A 20,412-nucleotide genomic window follows, 5' to 3' on the forward strand; every position below is an offset into this window, starting at 1 on the left:
TTATGATTCAGTCATTTGCAAAAAGGCTTCGGCGTCCTGCACTGCCAGCTTGATGGCATTTTCCCAAAAGTCTCTCTTCGTGATGTCTGCGCCTAAATGCTTCATCGCTAAATCTTCTACGGTCATGGATGCCGTATCACGCAATAGCGCTATATATTTCTCTTCAAACGTGTTTTTTTCTTCAAGCGCCAGAGCGTAAATACCGAGAGAAAACAGATAGCCGAACGTATAAGGGTAATTATAAAACGGCACTCTCGTAATATGAAAGTGGAGCTTTGACGCCCAGAATAGCGGATGATACTCGCCTAAAGCGCCACAGAACGCTTCTTTTTGCGCTTCTTCCATCATCTCGTTTAAACGGTCCGCCGGCACAATTCCCCGCTTTCGTTCCTCGTAAAATCTCGTTTCAAATAAAAACCTCGCATGGATATTCATAAAGAAAGCAACGCTTCTTTGCACTTTATCCTCCAGAAGCACAAGCTTTTCTTCCTTTGTTTCCGCCTGATTGACAGTCGCGTCTGCCACAATCATTTCCGCAAAAGTTGAGGCAGTTTCCGCTACGTTCATGGCGTAGGATCGATTTAACGGCCTTACATTGAGCATCGATTCCTGATGAAAGGCATGCCCGAGTTCATGGGCAAGCGTTGAAACGTTCGAGGCACTGCCGGAAAACGTCATGAAGATACGGGATTCCCCGCTGTCCGGAAAGCTCGTGCAAAAGCCGCCGACTCTTTTTCCGCTTCTGTCCTCGGCTTCAATCCAGCGGTCACGGAACGCCTTTTCTGTAAAAGCGGACAACTTTCGGCCGAACGTGGAAAATTGGCTGACAATTAAGTTTGCGGCTTCATCGTATGAATATTCCTTCCCGGCAGACCCAATCGGTGCCTCAACGTCATACCAATTGAGCTTTTCGAGTCCAAGCATGGATGCTTTCCGGTTGAGAAACTGAACGAACGGCTGCTTATTTTCAGTAATGACCTGCCACATCGTATCCAGCGTTTCTTTTTTCATCCGGTTGATTTGCAGCGGCTCCTTCAGAACGTCCTCCCATCCTCTCGCTTTGTAGGTTTCCAGCCGGAACCCCGCCAAATGATTCAGCGTGCTGCTGAAAATATCCTGTTCCCGCTCCCAAGCTTGATTGGTGCGTTCAAAAACGGTTTTTCTGACATCACGGTCCTGAGAAGACATCATGTTTTCCGCCTGTCCGACAGATAATTGTTTTTCCTCAAACGGAATGGTCATTTTTCCGACAACGATATGATATAAATCATCCCAGGCATGATAACCGTCAACCGCAAGGCTTCCAATCAGTTTTTCTTTGTCTGGGCTGAGCTTTTCCGCAACCCGTTCTCTTCTTTCATTTAATATGTATGATACCTCTCGCAGTCCAGGTGTTTTGAGCAATTCTTCCCACACGCCTTGATCAATTTCCACAAGTTTATGATCCAATGTGACAAGGGAGGATTGAAAATCTGCGACTAGCTGATGCATGAATGATTTATGTTCATTCGCTTTCTGATCGCTAATGTTCTGTGCCTGAAGACAAGAGACAAAAGCACCGGCCTGCTGCAGCTTTACCGAATTTTGTTCAAATGCATCAAGCAATGCGGTCAGCCTTCCAGCATCATCAGATGTTTCTGGCGCCTCAAATGCATCTGCCATGTCTTGAAATACACGCAGGCTTTGTGACAGCTTTTCAATATATCCCTTGAATTCTTCTGACTGGCTCCCGCCTTTAAAAAACGAGTCCAGATCCCATGTTTTGTTTACCCCTTGCAATCCCATGACTCAAAACCCCTTTCCTTATTTGATTTTATTATAGAACAATTCTGAATTATTGTATAAAATTTTCTTTTATAGCGTCATTCTCTGTGCATCATTGTACAATAGCTGTAGCGCCGAACAGGAGGATATGGAAAATGAATAAAAAAATAGCTATCGTAACAGGAGCGTCTAGCGGTTTCGGTCTGCTGGCAGCAGTCAAACTGGCTCAGTCATTTTTCGTCATTGCCACAGCAAGGCAGCCCGAGAAAGCGGAACAGCTGCGCGGTTTAGCAGCAAAACATCATGTAGCTGACTCCATTCACATCACCGCTCTCGATGTCACTGATGAACACTCGATCGAAGCCTTTGGAAAAACCATAAGTGCGTATGCCCCAATTGATTTACTCGTCAACAATGCGGGGACAGCTTACGGAGGATTTATCGAGGATGTGCCGATGGAGCATTTCAGAAAGCAATTTGAAACGAACGTTTTCGGATTAATCAATGTCACAAAAACCGTCCTTCCTTACATACGAAAGCATAGCGGGGCAAAGATTATAAACGTAAGCAGTATCAGCGGTTTAACCGGATTTCCCGCATTGTCGCCTTACGCCTCTTCCAAGTATGCATTGGAGGGGTTTTCAGAAAGCCTGCGTCTGGAGCTGCTTCCTTTCGGCATTGAAACCGCTCTGATCGAGCCAGGCTCATACAAAACATCGATCTGGTCAACATCGTTATCGAATCACATGACTGTGCCGGCTGACGATTCAGCTTATCATCAATACTATAAAAAGATCCTTTCTTATGTTGAAAAAAATGCCGATGAAAGCGGAGATCCCCAAGAGGTTGCCGACCTCATTTATCAATTAGCGATGAAACAGCGTTTAAAGAAATTGCGTTATCCGATCGGAAAAGGCGTCAAGCTCACCCTGTTATTCCGAGCGCTTTTTCCTTGGTCCGCATGGGAGTCTATCCTGAAGAAAAAACTATTCAGTCGATCTAAATTATAATTATTATAATTTAGTATTGATTTTTAATTAATACGTGGTATAATTAAATTAACAGATCACAAGGAGGACGTAAGATTATGAAAACCGAAAACGCAAAAACAAACCTGACATTAGTTGAGAATTCAATGAACACCCAATTATCAAACTGGTTTCTTCTATACTCCAAGCTGCACCGTTTTCATTGGTATGTAAAAGGACCTCACTTCTTTACATTGCATGAAAAATTTGAAGAACTGTATGACCACGCGGCGGAAACTGTGGATACGATTGCTGAGCGCCTGCTGGCTATCGGAGGACAGCCTGTTGCCACTTTGAAAGAATACACTGAGCAAGCATCTATCACAGACGGCGGAAACGAAACGTCAGCTTCAGAAATGGTCCAAGCTTTGGTGAACGACTACAAACAAATCAGCAGCGAGTCTAAATTCGTCATCGGCCTTGCGGAAGAAAATCAAGACAATGCGACAGCAGACTTGTTTGTCGGATTAATCGATGAAGTCGAAAAACAAGTGTGGATGCTTTCCTCTTATTTAGGCTAAAAAAAAGCTGAACCCTCTTCGGGTTCAGCTTTTTTGCTATTTAGCTGCTGAGGCTTTCTGTCTGCTTGGTCAGTGTCACGTTCAGGTTTTTCGTTTTTCCGTTTCGTATCACTTGAATTGTTGTTTTATCTCCGACTTTTAAATCTTTATATAGGATTTGACGGATATCCGCACTGCTTTGGATATCTTTGCCGTTTAATTTGACAATCACATCCTCAGATTTCATTCCTGCTTTAGCCGCCGGTGAATTGGATTGAACTTCTTTGACGTAGACACCTTTGCTCAATTGATCGCCAAACAGGCCGAGTGTGTTTTCCTGGTACGTTTCAGGAACTTGTGACATATCAATCATTTGCACGCCTAAGAATGGACGTTCCACTTTTCCGTTTTCAAGAAGCTGGTCAACAATTGGCTCTACATCGTTGCTTGGAATCGCAAAACCGAGTGACTCAACCCCGTTTTCACTTACTTTCAAACTGTTGATACCGATCACTTGGCCGTTTGAATTGATTAACGGGCCGCCGCTGTTCCCCGGATTGATTGCCGCGTCTGTTTGCAGCACATTCATCTCAACCGTACCTTGAGTCGTATCGACATCAATCGTCCGGTTAAGTCCGCTGATGATCCCTTGTGTCACTGTTCCGGAGAACTGCTGGCCGAGCGGATTACCGATGGCGATGACTTTTTCACCTGTGCGCAGCTGCGAAGAATCACCGAAACTCGCCACTTTTTTGACGTTCTTGCCGCTGATTTCCAAAACAGCCAAATCTGTAATTGTATCGCTTCCCACAAGCTTGGCTGTCTCCGTTTTACCATTGTACAGAGTAACAGTCAGCTTATTCGCTCCTTCCACCACGTGGTTGTTTGTAATGATATATGCTTTGTTATTGTCTTTTTTGAAAATGACCCCTGACCCCGTTCCGCTTTCACTTTCAGAGCCGGAGCTGCCTTCTGTGCCGAATGTGTTATTTTGAGAGGTTTGGATATTTGAGATTCCGACAATTGTCGGCTCTAAGTCCTCTACCATATCAGCCACGTTGGTCGCGTTTGTCACAGGTGTCGTTGTAAAGTTGTCTGATTGCACCTGTTTATTTGCGGAAGCCGTCTCGGTCGTCTGATTATGGTCAGACGGCAAATAAGGCGCGATGCCGAGCATCAGTCCGCCGCCGATGATCCCGCCTAAAATCGGGCTCAGCCATGCGGCTCTCCGCTTCTTGTCTTTTTTTACAGCTGTTTCTTTCTTCTCCATTTCTAAAGCGGAAGCCGTTTCTTTTCGTCCCGCTTCATCAGAATGAAGCGGATCAAGCAATTCTTGTTCAGGATGCTCAATCAGCTTCCGGTTTTCTGTATTCATTTTTTCTGTATGTGAAGGTTCTGTGTGTTGTTCTCCGTTCTGGTCATCACGTCTGTAATCCATATGCATACACTCCTTATTCGGTTTTCGTTTATCGTTACATATTCATCGCATGTACAAGTTCAATTGTCCCAATAATGAGGAGAAAAGCAAAGCACCAAAATAGAATATGTTTGATCATCCTACATCTTCCCCGCTCTTTTCTTTTCCTTTCTTCCCTTATACACATCATAAACAAACATTGTGGGATAAAAATGAAAAGAATATGTGAAATTATGAAAATTGCCTGCCGTATGTTAAAACTAGTTTATAATGACGTTGAAAGGATGTGAAGAGCCTTGTCATATACCATTTATCTAGTTGAGGATGAGGATAATCTGAATGAATTGCTGACGAAGTATTTAGAGAATGAGGGCTGGAACATTACATCTTTTACGAAAGGCGAAGACGCCAGAAAAAAAATGACGCCGTCTCCCCACCTGTGGATTCTCGATATCATGCTGCCGGATACTGACGGCTATACATTAATAAAAGAAATCAAAGAGAAAGACCCTGACGTGCCGGTCATTTTTATTTCCGCACGAGACGCCGATATTGACAGAGTGCTTGGGTTAGAGCTTGGAAGCAATGACTATATTTCAAAACCATTTCTCCCGCGGGAACTGATTATACGTGTGCAAAAACTATTGCAGCTTGTCTATAAGGAAGCGCCGGCCGCACAAAAAAACGAAACCGTCGTCTCCTCCTATCGGGTCGCGGAAGACGCCCGTGAGGTCTATGATCAAAACGGCAATTTGATTAATTTAACGTCGAAGGAATTTGATCTCCTCCTCTTATTTATCCATCATAAAGGGCATCCATATTCCCGTGAGGATATTCTCGTCAAGGTATGGGGACATGATTACTTTGGAACTGACCGCGTTGTTGATGATCTTGTCCGGAGGCTGCGTAAAAAGATGCCTGAACTCAAAGTGGAGACCATTTACGGGTTTGGCTACAGGATGATGACATCATGAAAAACAAGCCGCTCTCGTTTCAAATATGGGTTGTTATCTCCGGCATCCTGTTAGCCATATCGATTTTATTGCTTGTTTTATTTTCAAACACGCTGCGTGATTTTTTCACCAATGAAACGTACACCACCATTGAAAATGAACAGCATGTTCTGACTGAGTACCGCCTGCCTGGTTCAATCGAAAGGCGCTATTACAGTGAGGAAGCCACGGCGCCGACGACCGTGCGCTCTGTACAGCACGTGCTTCTGCCAGAAAATGAAGCGGCTTCGTCAGACAAGGATTTACGAATCCTCTCGTCTGATTTTATTCATAAGGTATACCAGCTAGCTGATAAACAGGAAGCCAAAAAGAAACGATACAGCGCTGAAATTAATGGCGAAAAAGTGTTTTTTGTCATTAAGAAGGGACTTTCCGTCAACGGGCAATCCGCCATGATGCTGTCCTATGCACTTGATTCTTATCGGGACGATCTGGCCTTCACCCTGTTCAAACAGCTGCTGTTTATTATAGCGGTTGTCATTTTATTAAGCTGGATTCCGGCGATTTGGCTTGCGAAATATTTATCAAGGCCTCTCGTTTCGTTTGAAAAGCACGTCAAACGGATTTCAGAACAGGATTGGGATGATCCTGTCATAGTGGATCGGAAAGATGAAATCGGCAAATTGGGCCATACCATCGAAGAGATGCGCCAAAAGCTCGTGCAAAAGGATGAAACAGAAAGAACCCTTTTACAAAATATTTCTCACGATTTAAAAACGCCGGTTATGGTGATCAGGGGATATACCCAATCCATTAAAGATGGGATTTTTCCTAAAGGAGATCTTGAAAATACAGTAGATGTCATTGAAGGCGAAGCCCTTAAGCTGGAGAAAAAAATAAAAGATTTATTATATTTAACAAAGCTCGATTACTTATCTAAGCAAAAAGTACAACATGAAACATTCAGTATTATGGAAGTGACAGAAGAAGTCATTGAAAGACTGAAATGGGCGCGAAAAGAAATATCATGGGGAATTGATGTAGAAGAAGACATTCTCATGCCGGGTGATCCCGAGCAATGGAACAAGCTTCTGGAGAACATACTGGAAAATCAAATCCGCTATGCCGCAACAAAGATTGAAATCATCATGAAACAAGATGATCGGAATATCTTTATCACCATTAAAAATGACGGACCGCATATTGAAGATGAGATGCTTTCCAGCCTTTATGAGCCTTTTAATAAAGGGAAGAAAGGCGAATTCGGCATTGGGCTCAGCATCGTAAAACGCATTTTAACTCTTCATAAGGCGTCTATCTCAATTGAAAATGACAAAACGGGTGTAACATACCGCATAGCAGTGCCAAAATAGACTGTAGATGTTTTTGCAGTCTATTTTTTATGTGAAAGAATAGCCGTTAAAATCTCTGTAATTTGTTTTGAGCGGCTGTTTGCATTGATGAACCCATTTTTTCTCTGACAACGTCTGCTTCGGATATTTGACTTTTTCCACTTTAATTCCTCTGTTTCGCAAGCGGCTGATCATTTCGTCCAATTCTCTCATTTCAGATTCACCCTTTCGCTTGAGCTTTGACCGTTCGGTCATCTCAATTTATAATATAAATAATACATGATAAAAAAACAAGTTACAATAAGGTTAAATTTATAACGTACGGTATGACTATATGGTCATATCCTATGTAGGCCTCAGGCTCCGAAAGGGTGGAACCATTTGAAGGAAAAAGAAAAGCTGATTATTGAAACAGCCATTAAACTGTTTGCCCAAAAAGGATATAACTCAACATCGGTTCAGGAAATTGCCAAAGCATGCAAAATTTCTAAAGGCGCTTTTTATATTTATTTTCCTTCTAAAGAAGCGCTGCTTTTGTCTATGCTGAATTACTATTATGATAAAACGTTTACCCGTATTTTAAATATTAAAACGAAAGGCGACAGCCCCAGAACAGCTTACCGCAAGCAGCTTACCGTGTTCTATGAAAACATCCTTGAACACAAAGACTTTATTACAATGCAGATGAAGGAAGGTTCTCTGCCTTATACGGATGAAGTAGAGCAATACGCGAAAAAAATCCGACAGACTTCCCTTCAATTTCACATTGACAGTCTGTTAAACATATATGGAGAGAAAGCTGAACCTTATACAGCGGAGCTTTGTTTTCTAATAGAAGGAATCAGCCAGATTTACCTGGAATGCATGATTTTGCTCGGGTATACTGTGAAGCCGGATCAATTAGCAGATATCGTTATTAACCGAATTGATGATATGGTCAAAGGCATGTCTGAACGAAACGATGAGCCTTTCATTACATTAGAAGAAGCAAGCTCTTTATTCGGGCCCCTGTCTCACGGACGGCCTGACCCGCTGACTGAATCGATTGTGAAAAGCCTTCGTGAAAAAATAAAAAACTTGAACACAAACTCCTCTTTTGAATTATCGGAGAGCTTGGACATACTTGAAGCAGAAATGAAGAAAAAAACACCGAAGCTGGTGATCATAAAAGGAATGATCCATAATCTGATGGAGTCGGAAGCTCTCGCAGAGGATGCCGAGCAGCTTACATATCTCTTGAAACAGCAATATATTTAGAAGAACGGCTGCTTTACAAGCAGCCGTTTTTTCTCTATTACGCCTTTGGTTTTACCATATCTTCCGGTTTCACCATTTCGTTAAATTGTTCCTCTGTCAGCAATTCAAGCTTCAAAGCCGCTTCTTTCAGCGTCAATCCCTCTTTATGGGCAAGCTTGGCAATTTTTGCGGCGTTTTCATATCCGATATGCGGATTCAGCGCCGTAACCAGCATTAAAGAATTCGACAGGTTTTCCTGAATCGTTTCTTTATTTGGCTCGATACCGACAGCACACTTATCATGGAAGGAGTTCATTCCGTCACTCAGCAGCTGCACGGATTGCAGGAAGTTGTAAATGATCACAGGTTTAAATACGTTTAGTTCAAAGTTCCCCTGACTTGCGGCAAAGCCAATTGTCGCATCGTTCCCCATAATTTGCGCTGCGATCATCGTCAGTGCTTCACTTTGTGTCGGGTTCACTTTTCCAGGCATAATGGAGCTGCCAGGCTCATTTTCAGGAATGACAATCTCCCCGATGCCGCAGCGAGGCCCGCTCGCAAGCCATCTGACATCGTTTGCGATTTTCATTAAATCAGCGGCAAGAGCTTTTAAAGCGCCGTGTGCATATGTGATTTCGTCATGGCTTGTCAGCGCATGGAATTTATTCGACGAGCTGTTAAACGTTTGACCTGTCAGTTTCGTGATCTCCTCTGAAACAAGCTCTCCAAATTCCGGGTGAGCATTGATTCCTGTTCCGACAGCTGTACCTCCGATTGCAAGCGCGCGCATTTTGTCTGTCGCTTCTAAAATCATTTCCTTCGAACGATCGAGCATGTGCACCCATCCGCTGATTTCCTGTCCAAGAGTCAGAGGTGTGGCATCCTGAAGATGCGTACGTCCGATTTTCACAATATCATTGTATGCTTTCGCTTTTTCGTCTAACGTATTGCGAAGCTGATCAAGCGCAGGCACAAGCTGTTCATAGACAGATAAAACGGCAGCAACGTGCATCGCTGTCGGGAACGTATCGTTTGAGCTTTGGCTGCGGTTAACGTCATCGTTTGGATGAATCGTTTGATCAGAGTTCTTTTCTTTTAATAACGCAGTCGCACGATTGGCCACCACTTCGTTCATGTTCATGTTGCTTTGTGTGCCGCTTCCGGTCTGCCATACAACAAGCGGGAAGTTATCATCGTATTTGCCTTTGAGCACATCATCACAAACTGCTGCAATGGCTTCCGCTTTTTCCGCATCTAGATTGCCCAGGCGTTTATTAGCGATCGCCGTGCTGCGTTTCAATATTGCAAACGCCTTCACAACACGCATCGGCATTTTTTCAGAACCAATCTTGAAGTTCTCCTTGCTTCGCTGTGTTTGGGCGCCCCAAAATTTATCAGCAGGAACTTTTACTTCTCCCATGGTGTCTCTTTCAATTCTGTAGTCCATTTTATGTATCCCTCCATAACGGTTGCTTCAATAGATCAAATTCGCCAGTGATATAAAAAATCCTTTTTATTTTTCGATCTTGGCAGATTTTAATTTTAATTCAAGATATACGCGGGAGTCCTTTGAATATTTGTACTTCGGATTCGTTCGCCCGTACTCCCTCGATGTATAAGAGACATCGTAATGCTTTTCAAATGATTTAATGAGCTGTTCTATTTCTTCTTGTTTTCCTGCAAGTCTTACCTGTGCCACTTCATATCCTCCGCTTTCATAAAAAACTTCTGCCATAAAATACTGTAACACAGTATATCATTTTTTTAACAGGAAAAGATAACCTCTACTAAGGTTTTGGACAAGAGGTGACCTCGTTGGAACAAACAGAATTTAAGGAATATATACACGATAATTTAGCATTGGTGCTTCCAAAATTAAAAGAAAACGATGATCTGGTGAAAAATAAAAAAATGCTGGCGAACGGACTTGTTTTTTACTATCTCTACTTTAGTGAATTGAATGACCAGCAGAAGGTTTTGGAATCGATCAAAACCTTAATCAAGGATGAGGAGACACTCACGATTGACCAGGTCAAAAAACGCCTCGACCAAATTGACGCAAGGCCAGTAGAAACGTCCGAAAAAACGGTTAAGGAAATTCTCAGCGGCAATTGCGCGGTGTTTGTTAATGGCCTCAACAAAGCCTATATCCTGTCCACAGGAAAGAAACAAACAAGAAGCCTGACAGAGCCGACAACTGAAAAAGTGGTTCGCGGACCAAAGGTTGCGTTTGTGGAGGATATCGATACAAATCTTGCTCTGATCAGGCAAAGGACCTCTCATCCGAAACTCATTACCAAAAAAATCATGATTGGCGATAACAAACTGAAGCCGGCGGCGATGATGTACATTGAAGGCAAAGCAAAAAAGTCCGTTGTGAAAGAAGTAAAAGCGCGGCTTAACAATATCAAACTGGAGGATATCCAGGACAGCGGAACGCTTGAAGAACTTATTGAAGATAATAAATACTCGCCGTTTCCGCAAATTCAAAATACGGAAAGGCCCGATAAGGTGTCGTCCGCCCTGTTCAACGGCCGGGTTGCGATTTTGGTGGACAGTTCCCCATTTGTGCTTTTGGTGCCGGTTTCACTCGGTGTACTGATGCAATCTCCGGATGATTACTACGAACGCTGGATCTCGGCATCCCTCATCCGGTCGCTGCGTTTTGCTTCTATATTCATCACCTTGTTTTTGTCATCGATTTATATCGCACTCGTGTCATTCCATCAAGGGCTCTTGCCCACCGCGCTCGCCGTCACAATTTCAGCAAACAGGGAAAACGTGCCGTTTCCTCCGATATTTGAAGCCTTGCTGATGGAAGTGACGATCGAGCTGCTAAGAGAAGCCGGGCTGCGTCTTCCCAACCCACTTGGCCAGACGATCGGCCTCGTCGGGGGTGTCGTCATCGGACAAGCGGCGGTAGAAGCGAATCTCGTCAGTTCGATTATGGTGATTGTCGTCAGTGTCATTGCCCTTGCATCCTTTACCGTTCCCCAATACGGAATGGGTCTGTCTTTCCGGGTGCTGCGTTTTATTTCGATGTTTTCCGCCGCAATACTCGGGCTGTACGGGATTATTTTATTTATGCTGGTCATTTATACGCACCTTACGAGACAAACGAGCTTTGGATCTCCGTATTTTTCGCCAAATGGATTTTTCAGCCTGAAAAATACAGAGGATTCCATTATCCGTCTCCCAATTAAAAACAAACCAAAAGAGGCGAATAATCCAAATGAGCCAAAAACAGACTCCACTCAAACTTAATACCTTTCAAGGTATTTCTGTTGTTGCAAATACAATGCTCGGTGCTGGTCTTTTAACATTGCCCCGAGCGCTGACCACTAAGGGTAATACTCCTGACGGCTGGATCTCGCTGATATTAGAAGGTGTCATTTTTATTTTTTTCATTTATTTAAACACGCTCATTCAGAAAAAACATCAATATCCCTCACTGTTTGAGTATTTGCGGGAAGGGCTTGGGAAATGGATTGGCAGCATCATGGGGCTTTTGATCTCCTGCTATTTTATCGGAGTGGCCAGTTTTGAAACCAGGGCGATGGCTGAAATGGTGAAGTTTTTCCTGCTGGAGAGAACGCCGATTCAGGTCATTATTTTAACGTTTATCTGCTGCGGCATCTATTTAATCATTGGGGGGCTAAGTGATGTTTCGCGGCTGTTTCCCTTTTATTTAACGATTACGATTATTATTTTGCTGATAGTGTTTGGGATCAGTTTTAAAATTTTTGACATCAATAACTTGCGCCCTGTTTTAGGTGAGGGCTTGGGACCCATTGCGAACTCCCTAACTGTCGTTTCCATCTCTTTTTTAGGAATGGAAGTGATGCTGTTTCTTCCTGAACATATGAAGAAAAAGAAATACACATTCAGATACGCGGCTATCGGATTTCTGATTCCGATTATTTTATATATCCTGACGTATATCATCGTTGTCGGGGCTTTGACAGCTCCTGAGGTGAAAACGCTGATCTGGCCGACCATTTCTCTCTTTCAGTCTTTTGAGCTGAAAGGCATATTCATTGAACGGTTTGAATCGTTTTTGCTAGTCGTTTGGATTATTCAATTTTTCACAACGTTTGTCATTTACGGGTATTTTGCCGCTAACGGGCTGAAGAAGACGTTTGGATTATCGACTAAAAAAAGCATGGTTCTCATTGGCGCGGCTGTCTATTATTTTTCTTTGTGGCCGGATGACGCCAATCAGGTCATGATGTATAGCGATTATCTCGGATACATTTTCGTCTGCGTGTTTTTACTTCCCTTCATTCTCTTTTTCATTGTAGCTGTCAAAAGGAGGATTACAGCAAAATGAAAATCCGGATTTTATGTATTTTCATATGCACCCTTTTGCTGTCCGGATGCTGGGACAGCAAGAATATCGAAGAATTAAGCTTGGTGATCGGAGTAGGCTTAGACAAGCCGGATGATCATAATTTAGAACTGACCCAGCAGATTCTTGTGCCGAAAAAAATCAGTTCAAAGGAAGGCTCTTCATCTGATCCGACACAGATTGCTGTCACAAAGGGTGAAACGGTTCATCAAATGATGAGAACGTCGGCATTAAAGCACAATCCTACATTTTCCCAGCATTTACGTCTCATTTTATTTTCCAAGGACGTGCTTGCTGATATTGGAATGGACTCGATCATTAATCAATTTGTCAGAGACAACGGGACAAGGCGGAGTTCGTATGTGTTTGTCACCGATGGACGCCCGAAGGACATATTTAAAATGAATGATCAAGGCGAGCCCGCATCCAATGTGATTTATGATCTGACAGAGAATGACAAGGTCACCATCAGAATGATGGAGCCTGTTACATTGGGGGAGATTTCAGAACACTTGACCTCTGACGATTCGTTCCTCATTCCCCATGTCGGTGTGGAAAACGGCAAACTCGCAATAAACGGAGCTGCTATCATAAAAGATAAGTTATGGAGCAGAAATTTAACACCGGGTGAAGTTCAAAATATTAACTTATTTACCGGCGCGGTCAAAGGCGGCGTCATTGATTTGAGACGTAATGGCTATCTTTTTTCTTACGAAGTGTATTCCAGCAATCGAAAGGTCAAGACATCCTACAAGGACGGAAAGTTTACATTCACCGTCACACGCAATATTGAAGGGCGTTTATCCGAGGACTGGAATCCTGATGAAGATTCGTTTAAGGATTCATATATCAAAGATATTGAAAGAACAGTCGAAAAACGATTAAAAGACACAGTCACAGCATTTATTAAGGGCACGCTGCAGAAAGAGATCAAAACAGACGTGACCGGACTGGGAAACGAAGTCAGAATCCATTATCCTCAGAAATGGAAAAAGATCTCAAACAAATGGGATGATTATTTCAGCAATGCGGAAATAGAATATCATGTCAATGTGGTCGTCAGAGACTTCGGAACGAAGGGCGCGTCCAAATAACGGACGCCTATTTTACGAGGTGATTGCGGTGTGCGTAGACGGCTGCCTGTGTCCGGTCGCTGACATCCAGCTTTGATAAAATATTGGTGATGTGGGTTTTGACTGTTTTGATCGTGATAAACAGCTCCTCCCCAATTTCTTTATTTGTTTTTCCTTCTGCAATCAGACAGAGAATCTCAAGCTCCCGTTTCGTGAGGGATTCATGCGGGAGCGCGTTTTCGCCTGAGTGGCGCAGCCGGGATAATACTTTCCCCGCCACTTTTGATTCAAGCTTTGGCTCTCCCTTGCTTGCGGCACGGATCGCATCAGCGATTTCGGCCGCTTTTGACGTTTTTAATAAGTAGCTGAGCGCTCCCGCTTCAATGACCGGGTACACTTTGTCATCATCAATGAAGCTTGTGAGCACAATAATTTTCGGATCGGAAAGCTTCTGGCAAATTTGCTTTGTCGCTTCAATGCCGTCCATGCCTTCCATGACAAGATCCATTAAAATCACATCAGGCTTTAATTCAACAGCAAGCTGTACACCCTCGCTGCCATCAGATGCTTCGCCGATGACATCAATATCGGGCTGTGCTTCCAAAAAAGCGGCGAGCCCCATTCTGACCATTTCATGATCATCAATCAACAATACTCGAATCACGTTCGTTCTCTCCTTTTTCTTCCGGGAAAATCGGGACCTTTACTTCGATTTGTGTGCCTTTTCCTTCAACCGAAATTACCTCGGCAACTCCGCCGATTTCGCTTGCACGTTCTTTCATCGAATTCAAGCCATAGGATGACGCTTTTACCTGGTCCATCTTAAATCCTTTTCCGTTATCAATGACCTTCAGCCGCAGCTGATTGTTCTTTGCACCGAGGATTACGGATACTTTTGAGGCTTTTGAATGCCTGAATACATTCGAAAGGGCCTCCTGTACGATCCTGAATAAATGATCCTCTACTCCTTTGGAAATCGGTGTATCCTGTATGTCCCACTCGATATCAAGCGGCTGTTTTTTCCGGAACTCGTCCAAAAGCTCCGTAAGACCCTCCTTCAGCCCTTTCCCTTCGAGCGTCACTGGCCTTAAATGGAGCAGCAGCGCCCTCATTTCATTTTGGGCTTCTCCCGCCATGTGCTCTACCATCTTGATCCGTTTCACAGTTTTATCATCCGTATCTTTTACGTGTTCTAATACGGCGGAGGTCATCATGGATATCGCAAAGAGCTGCTGGCTGACAGCATCGTGCAGGTCTCTTGCCAATCGCTGGCGTTCTTCTGTAATGACTGATTTCTTCATTTGCACCTGCCATTCAGCCCGTTCATTTGAAAGCTTTTGCAGGGAAGCGACTTGAAGTTCAACCCGCTTCGCCATTTCATTCAGCTGATCGGCTGCAAGCCCGATTTCATCGTCCCCGAGCGGCGGTATACGATAAGCGAAGTTACCGTTTTCAAATGTTAAAATCGATTCGATCAATGTATCGACCCTTGTTTTCAGCCGGTTGCCGTACATGTAGCCTGACGCAAAACCGATCGTAAGGCTGATCAGCACCAAAATCAGGATAAACGGAATCCCGAACCAGCTTGACGACAGCAGCACAAACGGATCGAGCCGATAGTAAACCATCATAAAAGAAATCAAGCAGACAAAAAGGAGCAGACTGATTCCCGTTGTCATGCGAATGGCGCGCCACTGGAGACTGGCAAGCAGTTTTTTTCTCATACGTATTTCACATCCACATCACCGATAAATAGGGAGACGGATACCTTTACCCGGCGTTTGGACTCGCTGAAATCAGAAGACGCAGCGTATACCTTTGTGCCTAATCCGCTTTTCTTCGAGCCGATCAGATTAATGTCGCCGATAAAAACGGACGAGCTGACAGCCACTTCAAGGTCTGATGGAACATAAATATCAACGTTTCCGATCACTCCGCTGATGACAATCGTGCTCTCTCCCTCCGGAATCATCGCTTTTGACAAGTCGATTTTCACATCGCCGATAAAACCCGATACATTTAAATCATTCAGATCAAACGGCTGCTTCATCATCAGAAGCTCGCCGATAAAAAAGCTTCGCATGTCAGGGTGTTTCACATCTTTAGGAGGCTCGGACTGTTTTTCTTTTTTCGTTAAGTCGATAGGCTTCTCACTCGGTTCAAAAATTGGCTTTCCTTTCACAAGCCGGTAGCCGGCGTAGATTAAAAATGCGGCAAACGCGTAGCCAAATAAGTTAAAGGTGATGCTGAACAGATTTTTCAAAAATAAGAAAGCGGCAAAGATATACATGACGGACCCAAGCCAGTCACGGGAGTACTTTTTTAAAAAATAGCCGGCAATCAGAAAAAAGAGCGGCCAAAACAGCAGATCGCCTATTCCGATAATTTGCAAAAACATACTGATGCCAAATAAAGCAATCATAAGTCCGAGAAGCTGTTTTTTTGTCATTCTGGTTGTTCCGCCTCCTTTCTTCTGCCAGATGCTACTGTATCGCTACATCCCCGCTGTCTGTTTTAATATCGACTAGATGCTGGCCGCTTCCATGTGAGCCTGTGATTTGATGATGATCTTTATGTGCTGTATCAGCAAATGGATACGCCGAGCTGACGCTTCCGCTCTCTGAAGCCGCATTGACTTTGAAACTGCCGTTTTCGGGAAGCTCCAGATACACATCACCGCTCGTTAATGTGACAGCTGAAGAGCCTGCTACCTTTTCTAAATCCGCACGAAAGTTTCCTGATGTCATCCGTACATCAAGTGAGCCTGAAACACCGTCCAAGTTTGCGTCGCCTGAAGTTAAACGGATGCCGGCTGTTTTAGCGTCTGTATTTGATATCGACACATCCCCGGAAGAGCCCTTCATCTTCAGCTCTTGAAGGCGGATACCCGTTACGTCCATATTTCCGCTTGCAGACGCTGCGTTCAGCTCGGAAAGCGTGAGATGTTTGTTACCGGCTACAGACACGTCGCCGCTTGAGGTTCTCACAACCAAACCGCCTTTGTACGTGTATGGAATGCGGACGACAAGGGAAGCGCGATGAAATCCATTCAAAAATTGAAATTCTTTTTCCTTTGCCGTCAGCTCCAGCTTTCTTCTCTTTTCAGCCACAAACAATTTCCCAGAGTCACCTGAGATGGTTGCTGATATGTCATTACGCTCTTCCGCTATGATCTTCACATTCTTGTGATCCGATTCAATGATTACGCTTTCGATCTCATACGGTGAAGCACTGGCTGAATCAGCTTCAGTGCCGTTTATGAATGAAAGACCTTCAGCAAGCACGTCTTTGATAACAACTGCGGAAAAAACAAGAATACCGGCAATGATCAGCAGTTTGCCCAGCATTTTTTTCATTTGTTTTCATCCTTCTCATTCATTCTATTATAAAGGAAAAGCCTGTGAATTGATACGTGCGGAAGGGAAGGACTTGACGAAAACCCTTCCCTGTCCCGCTTATTCATTTGCTGCATGTGATGTTTGATCTGATTTTTTCAATGAGAGTTCCCGCATCTTTTCGATTTCAGCTTCTACTTCACCTGCAAATTCACTTCGGCTCGATTCTGTGCCGGCTTCCGCTGATTTCGAATAATCAGCACGGATTTCCATTTCCTCAATTCGGTTTTCAATCCGCAGAAATTCACGATACGCGCTTTCACTGTCAATTTTGTCGAATGTCGCGTTCATATGCTCTTTTGCTTTTGCGGCGTTTGCCCGGGCAATCAGCGCCTGTTTTTTATCCTTTACGTCCTGAAGCCTTGTTTCAAGTGTGGCCAGCTGTTCTTTCAGCTCAGCCAGCTGGCTGCTTGCCTGTTCGTAGGAAGCTTTGTGCTCTGCTGCCTTTCCCTCTAAATACTTCATTTCTGTCAGCGCTTTTTTCGCAAGCTCTTCTTCACCGGCATCAAAAGCGAGCTGAGCTTGATTCTTACGCTTTCCAGCCACTTCATTTGCTTCTTCATATTTTTTCTTAAATTGAAAGGCAATCGTATGCTGTTTGACGATCGTTTGTTTTGCTTTTGCAATATCGCTTTCCATATCACGAACGTATTGATTCAGCATCACCTTAGGGTTCTCCAGTTTATCCAAACCTTCATGAACTGACGCAACAAACATATCTCTCATTCTTTTTAATACCATACCGTTATTCCTCCTCATATCATGTGTTATTTTTTCTTTAAGAAATTTTCCCATTCGTCATCAAAATGAGACTGGTAGCCGGCAGAAGCTGGCTCAGGGTCAAAGCCTGACACATCGCTTTCCGCGGATCCGTTTTTCATCAGTTTCCAGCCGTAATACACCATAGCGGCTGCGAGTGCAATTCCGACGAGAAACGGCAGTGAGCAAATGAGCATCATCGCCCCGATTCCGCCCAAGATGATGCCTGTGATGGTTTTGCCCGCTGCGAATCTTTTGATTCCCGCGTATGTCAGCAAGCCTCCGATCGCAAGCGGAATCATAAATCCGAAGCTGCCTCCCCCAAAAAAGACGGAGATTCCAAATACAATTAATAAGAATCCGCCTATCGTTTTCTTGTTGATCTTCATGCAGATCCTCCTTTCGTTTTCCTTGTCTTCATCTTATACAAAACAGAAGATGAGCAAAACGAATCAGAGATTGATTTTTGGATAAGACCAGAGTCGTAGACAGCACCGGACCCAGCGGCATAAAAAAAGCCATGCACGAGGCATGGCTTCTTCAAAAACCTTTACAGATGAACACTTGCTTCCCTTTCTTTTACCAAATCGGATTGTTCTGCTTTGGCCAGCTTTGTAAACAGAAGGATTCCGATACCCGCGATAATTTCCACAACTCCCCCGGCAGCGATCACATTTCCTGAACCAAAAGCATTTGCGGCATATCCGCAAATGACAGCGCCGGCCGGAATCGAAATATTTGAGATCATATGTATGACGGCATAAACTTGCGGCTGGTCCTCGCTATCGACAGATGTCTGTATAATCGTATACTCGGGAACATTGATCGCACTGACTGCAGCGCCAAAAGTAAAGGCGGCGAAAAAGACGAGCGGCAAAAAGGTATTCATTCCGGTAATAAAGAATGCGAACCCTTCAATAATGCCTGCCGTTACGAAAAGCAGTCCGTACTTGTTTACTTTTACTTTTGTCAGTACAAATCCCAATAAAAACGCGCCTATTGCGGTGGTGGCTTTTAATAGCGAATATACAATCGGCTGTCCGTTTAAATCCTCCGCAACATACACAGCGGAGAGCGCTTCCCAAGGGGCTGCCGCGAAATTCATAAAAATACAATAGATAGCGAGCGGATATAAGATTTGGTGTTTTCTGACAAGGACAAAACCGCGTTTCAGTCTGCCAAAATATGTACCTCTCTGTGCAACGGCTGCTGATTCCGATTTTGTTTCAACAGCAGTGTATTTGATAAAGAGAACAAGAAAACCAGAAATAAGATAAAGTACGAGAGCCATAAGCATTGTATATGAGGGACTGATAAACGTAAGGAGAGCGCCGCATAGTGTCACAGCTCCAAGCCGGACAATTTGGGCGGACGACTGCAGCACAGCATTTGCTTTTTGAATGCCCTTTTCATCTACAATTTGAGGGATTAAAGCAATGGAAGCAGGATTGTAGGCAGCGCCAGTAGCTGAATGCACAATCATAAGAGTCATAACAAACCACAGCGGAGAGAATCCGCCGAAATGGCAGATCGGAATGATTAAAACAACCGCGGCTCTTGTCAGGTCTGAAAAGTACATCCAGAATTTCAATGTATTCTGCTTCATGAAAGGACCCGTCACAGGTGCTAAAACGGCTTCCGGCAAAAAGGTGACAGCAATCAATAAAGCAGTTCCGATCGCACCTTCACCGTCAAAAATCAAAAACCATAATATCGAATTAAATGCGAACATATCGCCGGAAATCTTGACTATTCTTGAGAAAAAAAGAAAGTTAAAATTTCTCTTCCAGACGCTATCACTTTCAATGAGTCTCACCATCTATCAGAGCCCCCCACTGCCTATTTTTTACATCAATTTGTTACAATATCTCATTTTTCCATTTTTCAGTCAATAATTCATAAGGTTCATTTTTTGTCGTAAAAAGGGAAATTGACAAAATGAAAAAAATAAAAAGCCGGCATGTACTGAAAATGCCAGCTTTCAATAATGTTTTTTATGATCCGCTGCTGTTTCGATCGCGAAACACAATAGCGCTTCTTTCATACTCCACATCGTCAATACCGCTTCTCACATTGACAGCCCGTGCTGCGGCAAAGAAATAGTCGGACAATCGATTGAGATAACGGAGCACCATTTCATGGACCTCTTCCGTTTTCATCAGCGCCACCACTTGGCGTTCCGCCCGCCTTGTAATGGTGCGCGCCACATGGAGAAGCGAAGCGGCCTTTGATCCGCCCGGAAGAATAAATCTCTTTAGGTCGGGTGCCTCTTCTGTATAGGCGTCGATGCGCATTTCTAAAAAGGAGACGGATTCTTCCTTCAACTTATAGTCTCTTTTTTCTGTGATGATTGCCAGATCGCCCCCGCAGTCAAAGAGCTCGTGCTGAATGTTGAGCAGCTCGGCCGTTAGATCCTCAAAGCCGCGCTTCCCGGAAAGCTCAGCCAAAGCCAGTCCGACAAAACTGTTCAGCTCATCAATCGTGCCGTAGCTTTCTACTCGGAGGCTGTCCTTGTCTGTTCTGCCTCCGATTAAACTCGTTTGCCCGTTATCGCCTGTTTTTGTATATAGTTTCATCATATCTGTCT

General features: G+C 43.9%; 21 protein-coding genes. 8 read left to right on the plus strand and 13 right to left on the minus strand.

What is annotated here, in order from left to right; translation table 11 throughout:
- Positions 1–1,785 (minus strand): M3 family oligoendopeptidase, encoded by a 1,785-nt coding sequence (locus tag NYE43_RS17215; protein ID WP_185848646.1) that lies wholly within the window; start codon positions 1,783–1,785, stop codon positions 1–3.
- Positions 1,786–1,919: 134 nt separating this feature from the next.
- Here NYE43_RS17215 and NYE43_RS17220 point away from each other — a divergent pair, with 134 nt between their 5' ends.
- A complete protein-coding gene (locus tag NYE43_RS17220) occupies positions 1,920–2,774 on the plus strand; it encodes an oxidoreductase (protein ID WP_024122789.1) in 855 nt (284 codons plus the stop codon).
- A gap of 77 nt (positions 2,775–2,851) precedes the next feature.
- Positions 2,852–3,313 (plus strand): Dps family protein, encoded by a 462-nt coding sequence (gene mrgA / locus NYE43_RS17225; RefSeq protein ID WP_024122790.1) that lies wholly within the window; start codon positions 2,852–2,854, stop codon positions 3,311–3,313.
- Between the two features lie 40 nt (positions 3,314–3,353).
- Here the strand turns inward: mrgA and NYE43_RS17230 are convergent, their stop codons facing one another.
- On the minus strand, positions 3,354–4,730 hold the full coding sequence (locus tag NYE43_RS17230) for a S1C family serine protease (protein WP_185848645.1): 1,377 nt from the start codon (positions 4,728–4,730) through the stop codon (positions 3,354–3,356).
- 275 nt (positions 4,731–5,005) lie between these two features.
- On the opposite strand from NYE43_RS17230, the gene cssR reads away from it, so the two are divergent.
- Together cssR and cssS are read left to right on the plus strand one after the other, a co-directional pair.
- Positions 5,006–5,683 carry a secretion stress-responsive two-component system response regulator CssR gene (cssR, locus tag NYE43_RS17235; RefSeq protein ID WP_185848644.1) on the plus strand — a complete coding sequence of 226 codons (678 nt, stop codon included), beginning with the start codon at positions 5,006–5,008 and terminating at the stop codon, positions 5,681–5,683.
- Positions 5,680–7,035 carry a secretion stress-responsive two-component system sensor histidine kinase CssS gene (cssS, locus tag NYE43_RS17240; RefSeq protein WP_024122793.1) on the plus strand — a complete coding sequence of 452 codons (1,356 nt, stop codon included), beginning with the start codon at positions 5,680–5,682 and terminating at the stop codon, positions 7,033–7,035. Before cssR ends, cssS begins: the two co-directional genes overlap by 4 nt.
- Positions 7,036–7,062: 27 nt before the next feature.
- Here cssS and spxO read toward each other — a convergent pair whose 3' ends face one another.
- Complete coding sequence (gene spxO, locus NYE43_RS17245) at positions 7,063–7,227, minus strand: anti-adapter protein SpxO (protein WP_003221681.1); 165 nt, start codon at positions 7,225–7,227, stop codon at positions 7,063–7,065.
- Between the two features lie 168 nt (positions 7,228–7,395).
- Here spxO and NYE43_RS17250 point away from each other — a divergent pair, with 168 nt between their 5' ends.
- Positions 7,396–8,271 carry a TetR/AcrR family transcriptional regulator gene (locus tag NYE43_RS17250; RefSeq protein WP_103671341.1) on the plus strand — a complete coding sequence of 292 codons (876 nt, stop codon included), beginning with the start codon at positions 7,396–7,398 and terminating at the stop codon, positions 8,269–8,271.
- 37 nt (positions 8,272–8,308) lie between these two features.
- Here the strand turns inward: NYE43_RS17250 and fumC are convergent, their stop codons facing one another.
- Positions 8,309–9,697 (minus strand): class II fumarate hydratase, encoded by a 1,389-nt coding sequence (fumC, locus tag NYE43_RS17255; protein ID WP_010331827.1) that lies wholly within the window; start codon positions 9,695–9,697, stop codon positions 8,309–8,311.
- 66 nt (positions 9,698–9,763) lie between these two features.
- Positions 9,764–9,949, minus strand: a complete 186-nt coding sequence (locus NYE43_RS17260) for a YvzF family protein (RefSeq protein ID WP_010331829.1) — start codon at positions 9,947–9,949, stop codon at positions 9,764–9,766.
- A 116-nt stretch (positions 9,950–10,065) separates the two neighbouring features.
- Here NYE43_RS17260 and NYE43_RS17265 point away from each other — a divergent pair, with 116 nt between their 5' ends.
- From NYE43_RS17265 to NYE43_RS17275, 3 genes are read left to right on the plus strand one after another with little or no spacing between them, the layout of a single operon-like run.
- The gene (locus tag NYE43_RS17265; protein ID WP_101859972.1) at positions 10,066–11,514 is read left to right on the plus strand and encodes a spore germination protein; all 1,449 of its coding nucleotides are present in this window, start codon (positions 10,066–10,068) and stop codon (positions 11,512–11,514) included.
- Positions 11,483–12,580: a spore germination protein gene (locus NYE43_RS17270; RefSeq protein ID WP_101859971.1), complete on the plus strand. Its 1,098-nt coding sequence runs from the start codon at positions 11,483–11,485 to the stop codon at positions 12,578–12,580. The genes NYE43_RS17265 and NYE43_RS17270 overlap by 32 nt, the downstream gene beginning before the upstream one ends.
- Complete coding sequence (locus NYE43_RS17275; protein WP_101859970.1) at positions 12,577–13,692, plus strand: Ger(x)C family spore germination protein; 1,116 nt, start codon at positions 12,577–12,579, stop codon at positions 13,690–13,692. Before NYE43_RS17270 ends, NYE43_RS17275 begins: the two co-directional genes overlap by 4 nt.
- Positions 13,693–13,699: 7 nt before the next feature.
- Here the strand turns inward: NYE43_RS17275 and liaR are convergent, their stop codons facing one another.
- The 8 genes from liaR to NYE43_RS17315 all read right to left on the minus strand — a co-directional run bounded on the left by liaR (position 13,700) and on the right by NYE43_RS17315 (position 20,401).
- Complete coding sequence (gene liaR, locus NYE43_RS17280) at positions 13,700–14,335, minus strand: two-component system response regulator LiaR (protein WP_024122798.1); 636 nt, start codon at positions 14,333–14,335, stop codon at positions 13,700–13,702.
- Positions 14,313–15,395: a two-component system sensor histidine kinase LiaS gene (gene liaS, locus NYE43_RS17285; RefSeq protein ID WP_024122799.1), complete on the minus strand. Its 1,083-nt coding sequence runs from the start codon at positions 15,393–15,395 to the stop codon at positions 14,313–14,315. The genes liaR and liaS overlap by 23 nt, the downstream gene beginning before the upstream one ends.
- On the minus strand, positions 15,392–16,120 hold the full coding sequence (gene liaF, locus NYE43_RS17290) for a cell wall-active antibiotics response protein LiaF (protein WP_024122800.1): 729 nt from the start codon (positions 16,118–16,120) through the stop codon (positions 15,392–15,394). The genes liaS and liaF overlap by 4 nt, the downstream gene beginning before the upstream one ends.
- Positions 16,121–16,154: 34 nt before the next feature.
- Positions 16,155–17,027: a LiaG family protein gene (gene liaG / locus NYE43_RS17295; protein ID WP_185848643.1), complete on the minus strand. Its 873-nt coding sequence runs from the start codon at positions 17,025–17,027 to the stop codon at positions 16,155–16,157.
- A gap of 99 nt (positions 17,028–17,126) precedes the next feature.
- A complete protein-coding gene (liaH, locus tag NYE43_RS17300) occupies positions 17,127–17,807 on the minus strand; it encodes a stress responsive protein LiaH (RefSeq protein WP_024122802.1) in 681 nt (226 codons plus the stop codon).
- 26 nt (positions 17,808–17,833) lie between these two features.
- Complete coding sequence (liaI, locus tag NYE43_RS17305; RefSeq protein WP_024122803.1) at positions 17,834–18,214, minus strand: cell envelope stress-induced membrane anchor protein LiaI; 381 nt, start codon at positions 18,212–18,214, stop codon at positions 17,834–17,836.
- Positions 18,215–18,375: 161 nt separating this feature from the next.
- Positions 18,376–19,644 (minus strand): MFS transporter, encoded by a 1,269-nt coding sequence (locus tag NYE43_RS17310; RefSeq protein WP_024122804.1) that lies wholly within the window; start codon positions 19,642–19,644, stop codon positions 18,376–18,378.
- Positions 19,645–19,819: 175 nt separating this feature from the next.
- Entirely contained in the window at positions 19,820–20,401 is a 582-nt protein-coding gene (locus NYE43_RS17315) for a cob(I)yrinic acid a,c-diamide adenosyltransferase (RefSeq protein ID WP_185848642.1), read from the minus strand.
- Positions 20,402–20,412: the final 11 nt, after the last annotated feature.

Source organism: Bacillus sp. FSL R5-0434 (genome assembly GCF_038004745.1).
GTDB lineage: Bacteria > Bacillota > Bacilli > Bacillales > Bacillaceae > Bacillus > Bacillus halotolerans.